The sequence below is a fragment of the Streptomyces sp. E2N166 genome (assembly GCF_003671715.1).
Lineage (GTDB): Bacteria > Actinomycetota > Actinomycetes > Streptomycetales > Streptomycetaceae > Streptomyces > Streptomyces thinghirensis.
The window spans coordinates 38,434-44,885 of record NZ_RAIF01000041.1 but is presented as its reverse complement, the minus strand read 5'-3'; the positions used below and the strand labels follow the sequence as shown (position 1 = coordinate 44,885).

General features: G+C 68.0%; 7 protein-coding genes. 1 reads left to right on the top strand and 6 read right to left on the bottom strand.

The window, feature by feature from the left end; translation table 11 throughout:
* Positions 1-563 precede the first annotated feature (563 nt).
* Both EBH09_RS39745 and EBH09_RS37255 read right to left on the bottom strand, forming a co-directional pair.
* The gene (locus EBH09_RS39745; protein ID WP_238697609.1) at positions 564-1,139 is read right to left on the bottom strand and encodes a hypothetical protein; all 576 of its coding nucleotides are present in this window, start codon (positions 1,137-1,139) and stop codon (positions 564-566) included.
* 143 nt (positions 1,140-1,282) lie between these two features.
* Positions 1,283-1,513 carry a DUF3846 domain-containing protein gene (locus EBH09_RS37255; protein ID WP_121751281.1) on the bottom strand — a complete coding sequence of 77 codons (231 nt, stop codon included), beginning with the start codon at positions 1,511-1,513 and terminating at the stop codon, positions 1,283-1,285.
* A gap of 132 nt (positions 1,514-1,645) precedes the next feature.
* Between EBH09_RS37255 and EBH09_RS37250 the strand changes: the two genes are divergently transcribed.
* The gene (locus EBH09_RS37250; RefSeq protein WP_121751286.1) at positions 1,646-2,152 is read left to right on the top strand and encodes a hypothetical protein; all 507 of its coding nucleotides are present in this window, start codon (positions 1,646-1,648) and stop codon (positions 2,150-2,152) included.
* Here the strand turns inward: EBH09_RS37250 and EBH09_RS37245 are convergent.
* From EBH09_RS37245 to EBH09_RS37220, 4 genes are all read right to left on the bottom strand, one after another.
* The gene (locus EBH09_RS37245; protein ID WP_121751280.1) at positions 2,094-2,900 is read right to left on the bottom strand and encodes an IS5 family transposase; all 807 of its coding nucleotides are present in this window, start codon (positions 2,898-2,900) and stop codon (positions 2,094-2,096) included. The genes EBH09_RS37250 and EBH09_RS37245 overlap by 59 nt on opposite strands.
* 278 nt (positions 2,901-3,178) lie before the next feature.
* Positions 3,179-3,996 (bottom strand): IS5 family transposase gene (locus EBH09_RS37235; RefSeq protein ID WP_238697611.1). Its coding sequence is split into 2 segments (ribosomal slippage): positions 3,179-3,664 and positions 3,667-3,996, totalling 816 coding nucleotides; the frame shifts between segments, so codons are not numbered across the junction.
* 737 nt (positions 3,997-4,733) lie between these two features.
* A complete protein-coding gene (locus tag EBH09_RS37225; protein ID WP_121751285.1) occupies positions 4,734-5,021 on the bottom strand; it encodes a sortase in 288 nt (95 codons plus the stop codon).
* Between the two features lie 46 nt (positions 5,022-5,067).
* Positions 5,068-6,270 carry an IS110 family transposase gene (locus EBH09_RS37220; protein WP_121751278.1) on the bottom strand — a complete coding sequence of 401 codons (1,203 nt, stop codon included), beginning with the start codon at positions 6,268-6,270 and terminating at the stop codon, positions 5,068-5,070.
* Positions 6,271-6,452 lie beyond the last annotated feature (182 nt).

Here is a 6,452-nt window from a genome sequence, read left to right as displayed (position 1 = left end):
CGCGCTGGGAAGTGAACGAATTCGCTGCGCGAATTCGAAACCCGCTCCGCGTGTTTTGGAAAGGCGCTGCGCGCCTTTCTTGAATTCACGCTGCGCGTGAATTCGGATTTCCGCTGCGCTCCAATCCGTAGGACTGGAGCGCAGCGCTCCACCAGTCCGGGGCGTCCGCTGCGCTCCCGCCCAACCGGCTACGCCGGGCAGCAACAGGAGCGGGTGGGGGGCGATGCATCAACTCGACTACCAGGTAGGATCCCGAACCAGTCACCCCCACCCGAGGCCGGCGCCCTCGGTCACCACTACCCCAGAAGGGTCGACGCCCCGTCAGGCACCACCAGGAGCAGTACAACCCCGGAACCGGAAACCCGCCCGGTAGGCCAGTCGCGGGAACCCCTGCCGGAACCTCACCACTTCGAGAAGAGTAGCACCCGTCGAGCGGGCTTGGGTCGCGAACCGGTCGACTGTCAGCCGTTGTTGGGAAGCACTGCCACACAGAGCATCAGCGGAGTGCATCAAATGATGCACTGGGTAGGATCCCGAACGGATCAGCATCCTCGGAGTTCGATTCACTTGCGCTCGATATGGGCCACCCAGGTAACGGCCTGGACTTTGCTGGGGATTTTTCCGATCTTCTGGGCTGCGGCGCGGTAGCAGTCGACGAGTAGGTTGTACCGCCCGACCGCTCCCAATCCCCGGTCACGCTGTCCGTAGATTTCTCGCACCGCGATATCGTGCGCGTGGCGGTCGATTACTACGGCGTCCGTGTGCTCGGGGTCGGCAATGCACACGTAGAAGAATCCCGTTTTGATGTGCATGGTAAGGACTTCGCTCGGGTCGGTTCCTGACATGATGCGGTCTGCCTTGGTGATTGCGTCGCGAACATGTCCGCTCGCCTTTCCTTCGATGAAGGCTTTGCGGGCGAGTCGGCAGTTTTCCGACCATGACTTATTGGCGGACAGTGCTGCGAGAACGCCCGCGCCCTTTTCGGTCTCTCCCGCAGCGATTTCGGCGGCGAACTTGTGTGCCGTCAGGTACCACTGGCGTCCGCGTTGTACTTGGTCGGGCGTGGCCGCGTTCCACTGGTCGATGATGGCCTGGGTGTAGGCGGCGCGCTGCTTTTCGGTGCACTTAACCGGGATCATGGTTCCTTGTGGGGTGAGTGATCGCGCGGAAGGGGGCGGTGAGGAGCGGGCTCGATGGCGGCTCAACTCGGGGCCGGTGCGCGGTGAAGACAGGGTTGGTGAGGGGGGGAGGCTCGTTGCGGCCTCCCCCGCCGTGTGGCGGCTCAGTCGGTGCGCGGGTGGGGAACCGTCGGTACGTCGATTCCGGCGAGTTCCAGTAGGGCGTGGCAGTTGTCGAGGGACAGGCCGGTGGTGTTGCCGTGAGAGTCGGTCCCGCCGGTGAATACGGCGGTGCCGTGGTAGTTCTGGTGGGCGGGTGCGGTGATGCTGTAGACCAATGTGGCCTGCTTGTTGATGGGGGATCCGTTCAGGATTCCTTCGTCGTCCAGCCACATGGAGACCTTGAGAGGCTGTTCTCTTTCCGAACCTCGTGTCACGTCTTCGCTGGGCAGGCATGAAGTAGCTGCTGCGGCGGGAGCCTGGGCTTGTTGCCAGGCGAGATGTCGTGGAGGTGGCGGATGCCGTCGATGCGGGCGGTTCTCGAAGCGCGGCAGAAGGCCGCAGCCACGCAGGTGAAGCACCTCGAAGCCGAGCTGGAACGGGTGCGGGCGGCTCTGGCGGAGGCGGAAGAGGTGCATCGGCGCCGGGTGATCGGCCTGGAGCAGTATCTGGAGGCGCTGGCCGAGGAGAACGCGCCCGTCCACGTGACCGGCGAGGTGTCGCGGAGGAAGCCGGTCGGGCCGCGCCGGGCGGTGCCTCACCGGCGACAGGCCACCGAGGTGGAGGAGTTGTCGCCGGACTATCAGGCGTTGATGACTGCCGCGGCCGATGCGGGAAGCGACGGGCTCGATGCCCGGCGGGCAGCGGTGGTGCTGGGCTGGGACACCGCGTCGGCCTCCCGCGTCGAAGGAGCCAGAGCACGGCTGAAGCGACTGGTGGAACGAGGCTGGCTGGTCGAGGCGAAGCCGGGCAGGTTCACGCTGCCCGCATCGGAGCAGGACCTTGGTGCCGGGCGGCCAGGCGGCGGCTCATGAGCATGGTCATCGACCACAGGACGACGGCTTCGCTGGTGTCGGTGCGCCGCTCGTAGTCCCGGACCAGGCGCCGGCTGCGCAGGCACCAGGCGAAAGATCTCTCCACGACCCAGCGGCGGGGCAGGACCTGGAAACCGCGGGTGTCGTCACTGCGGCGGACGATGTCCAGGACGACTTGGAGCTGCGTTGCACTCCAGTCGCCGAGGTGGCCGGTGTATCCGCCGTCGGCCCACACCCGTTTCAGCCGCCCGAAGCGGCCCTTGGCCACGGGCAACAGGATGCGGGCGGCGTCCCGGTCGGTGGTCGAAGCCGGGGTGACCAGCACGTCCAGCAGCAGACCGAGCGTGTCGGTGAGCAGGTGCCGCTTGCGCCCATTGATTTTCTTTCCCGCGTCGAAGCCCCGCGAGGTCAGGGCGACGGTGGCATCCCCCTTCACCGACTGCGAGTCGATGACCGCCGCGCTCGGCTCCGGATCACGGCCCTCGGCATCGCGCACGGCATCACGCAGCCGGTCGTGCAGTTCGGCGATCAGACCCATGTCCCGCCAGCGGGCGAAGAAGGCGTACACCCGTGGCCAGGGCGGGAAGTCCGACGGCATCGCCCGCCACTTGATGCCGTTGTCGACGAGGTAGCGCACCGCGTCGATCATCTGCCGATGGCAGTAGCCCTCCGGCCGCCCGCCCCGGCCTGCCAGCCATCCCGGCAGCGGCAGCAGATCCCGCACCACCGCCCACTCGGCATCGCTCATGTCCGACCCGTAGCGGCGCCGGCGGCCCGGACGGTCGGCCGCGTTCCCGAACCTGTGGGCGAGACAGTCACACCCAGGAGTGGACGGACTGGACCCGGCAACCATGACCACGCGAAACTTCGACAACAGGGCCTCTTGCTCCTCGCTGGACTCGACATCCGCGAGCTACCAAGAGGCCCTTCTTCCATGCGTCCGCACTGGCAGATTCCCCCGGACCAGACCCCCTGTTCGAACCCCACCGACCACACGGACGGATAGAGAACGGCCAGTTAGAGGTCCTAACAAAGGCGTTGGACGTGGCGGTGGGTGATCAGGCAGGTGGCGAGGCCGAGGAATGCTTCGTGGATGTCGTCGCGTCGTTCCCAGCGGATGCGCAGGCGGCGGAAGCCGTGGAGCCAGGCGATGGTGCGCTCGACGACGTAGCGGAAGGTGCCCAGGCCGGTGCCGTGGGGCTCGCCCCGTCTGGCGATCACGGGGCGGATGCCTCGTTGCCAGAGCAGGCGGCGGTACTTGTCGTGGTCGTAGCCGCGGTCGGCCAGTAGTGCGTCGGGGCGTCGGCGGGGTCTGCCGACCCGTCCGGCGACGGCGGGAATCTTGTCGAGCAGCGGCTCGAGTTGGGTGACGTCGTTGCGATTGCCGCCGGTCAGCGATACCGCGAGCGGGATGCCCTGGCCGTCGACGATGAGGTGGTGCTTGCTGCCCGGCCGTGCGCGGTCGACCGGGCTGGGTCCGCTTTTGGGCCCCTGCGTGCGGCCCGTACGTGGGAGGAGTCGATCACCGCCCGTTCCCAGTCCAGCTGGTTCTTCGACCGCAGCTCGTTCAGCAGCAGCTGGTGGAGCTGGTCCCAGACGCCGGCCTCGTTCCAGGCCGCAAGACGCCGCCAGCACGTCATCCCCGAGCCGAAGCCCAGCTCCTGGGGCAGGTACTCCCACTGGATGCCGGTGTGCAGGACGAACAGGATCCCGCACAGGGCCTGGCGGTCCGGCACCCGCGGTCTGCCCTCGACCTTCTTCGGACCCGGCTTCGGCAGCAACGGCTCGACCAGCGACCACAGTTCGTCCGACACGATCCACGGCCGCGACTGACGGTTTCCCATACCCAGACCTACGAGCAGAGCGGCCGACAGTCTCATGATCAGCAGCTTTTGTTAGAGCCAGTTAACCGGCGGGTACCCCGACTCGTCCTCTGGCCAGGGTTCGTCAGCCGGCCACAGCAGGGGCCCGCCCACCGAGCTGTCGTGGACAGTCGGCGTTCCAGGCGTCGGGTGCAGACGGGTGGCCATCCTGGTCAGGCCGGCCAGCTCTGGAAACACTGCAGTGATGTCCAGCGGCCGCGATGGTGTCGTGCGCGTCATGTCCTCTTCCTCCCGCCCATGGGGGCAATGCCGCATCCAAGCACGGCGCGCCGACAGCCCTGGCGGCGCGGTCGTGCCTGACGCATGCCGACGTCGGGTCATCCCTGGCGCGTGGCGCGATCAGCTCCGAGCGGAAGTGCTGTTGCATTGCGTGAACATCCCGCAGCATCGTGCATGCCGGACTGGCGAGGCCAACTGCACCATCGACGAGTTGCACGGCTACCAACCGACTCCCGCGGGCCGCCTGGGCCATCCTGCTCAGCTCGCCAACTCTCGCGCTCACTGAATGCCACCCGCATGGCCCACACACTGGGCAGGCAGGAAAGGTCCTGGGCTTCCGCGGGCCACTGGCGGCGGTTCTCGTCCGTCGCTCGCACTGCGGGCACCCGTGTCGCCCGGCCGTCGCACGCCCGGCGCGCTGGTCAGGGGGCGTGGGTCGTGCTTTCGGGGTCGGTGTCGGAGTCGCATGGACTCTGGCCCTACTCGCTGCGGCTGAGCGTGGCGTAGACGACGATGTTGTCGGCGTAGCGCCGTTCGGCGCTGGAGTAGTCGCCCGCGCAGGTGATGAGCCTGAGACCCGCGTGGTCCACGTTGCCGTAGACCTCGATGGTGGGGAAGTCGTCCTTGGCGTACTGTTCGACGCGGTCCACGGTGAAGACCGCTGTGCGGCCGTCCTCGCGGTCGACGGTGACGGTGTCGCCGGTAGCGAGTTGGCCGAGCCGGTGGAACACCGACGGTTCGCCGTTCCAGGTGACGTGTCCGGCGATGACGGCAGGGCGCTGGTGGCCGGGGGGGGTGCCTCTATGTCCTTCGTCAAGTGAGTCGGGGGCTCCTCGGCTCGTAGAAGGTTCCGTCGCGGAGCATGGCGAACAGGACGCTGATGCGGTGGCGGGCGAGGCGGAGGAGGGCCTGGGTGTGGGTTTTGCCGCGGGCTCGGCAGCGGTCGTAGTAGGTCCGGGAGGCGGGATCATGCAGGGCGGCGAACGCGGACAGGAACATCGCCCGTTTGAGCTGGCGGTTGCCGCCTCTGGGGGCGTGTTCGCCGTGGATCGAGGTTCCGGACTGCCGGGTTGCCGGGGCGAGGCCGGCGTAGGAGGCCAGGTGGGCGGCGGTGGGAAAGGAGCTGCCGTCGCCGACGGTGGCCAGGAGGACTGCGGCGGTCCTGACGCCGATGCCGGGCATCGAGGTCAGGACCTGGGAAAGAGGGTGGGCCTCCAGCAGGGCCTCGATTCTGGCCTCCAGGGCCCGGCGTTGTTCGTGGACGGCGGCCAGCGACTTCGCCAGCGACGGCACGATCACGTCGAGGGTGCCGGTGCCGGGGACGACGACGGTCTGCTCGTCGAGCGCGGTGAAGATGTCGTCGACCAGCCGCTCGGCCATGCGCGGTGCCCTCGGGCGGATGACCTCGACGAGCCTGCGGCGGCCTGCCTTGCGGAGTGCCTGCGGGGATCCGTATCGCTCGAGGAGCCAGGTGATGGCTGCGTGGTCCAGGCGCGGGCCCAGGACGCGTTCGAGGCTGGGGTGGAACTGGGTGAGCAGGCCGCGGATGCGGTTGGAGGTGCGGTTGGCCTCGCCGGCGAGGTCCTGGTCGAAGCCGACGAGCATGGTCAGCTCGGCGGTGACCTCGTCGGTCAGGTCGAGCGTGCGCAGGGTGTGGGGCATGGTGCGGGCGGCGTCCGCGATGACTGTGGCGTCCTTCGCGTCGGTCTTGGCTTCGCCCGGGTAGAGGTCGGCGATCCTGCGCATCGCCAGGCCTGGCAGGTAGGCGACCTGGCAGTCGGCGTCCCGGGCGACGGTCAGTGGGAGGGCGCCGATGGAGGCGGGCTGGTCCACGACCACCAGGACGGTGCCGAACTTGGCCTTCAGCTTGTCGAAGACCGCCCGCAGCTTCGGTTCGCTGTTCGGCAGCTGCTTGTCGAACACCTTCTTCCCGGCCAGGGTCAGGCCGTGTCCGTGATGGGTCTGCTTGCCGACGTCCAGGCCCAGGAAGACGCCCACCCCGTCGATGCTGATCACCGTGCCCCCACATGTGTCGACGTGTGCCGGCCCCGAGGTCGGGAGCCGTTCTCGCGCAGCCACGTTATGCAGACCTGCCGCCCGCGAGCAGCCGGGCATTGCGCCCGGCCAGGCGGTGGTCAGACCTCTGATCAGCGTCTCTGACGGCACCCCTCGGGCCCGGTGACACCACCCCCCAGGTC

Coding starts and splice junctions, on each gene's coding strand:
- EBH09_RS37255 (WP_121751281.1), bottom strand. CDS start 1,513: ATGTGGCTGGACGACGAAGGAATCCTGAACGGATCCCCCATCAACAAG.
- EBH09_RS39745 (WP_238697609.1), bottom strand. CDS start 1,139: ATGATCCCGGTTAAGTGCACCGAAAAGCAGCGCGCCGCCTACACCCAG.
- EBH09_RS37250 (WP_121751286.1), top strand. CDS start 1,646: ATGCGGGCGGTTCTCGAAGCGCGGCAGAAGGCCGCAGCCACGCAGGTG.
- EBH09_RS37245 (WP_121751280.1), bottom strand. CDS start 2,900: ATGAGCGATGCCGAGTGGGCGGTGGTGCGGGATCTGCTGCCGCTGCCG.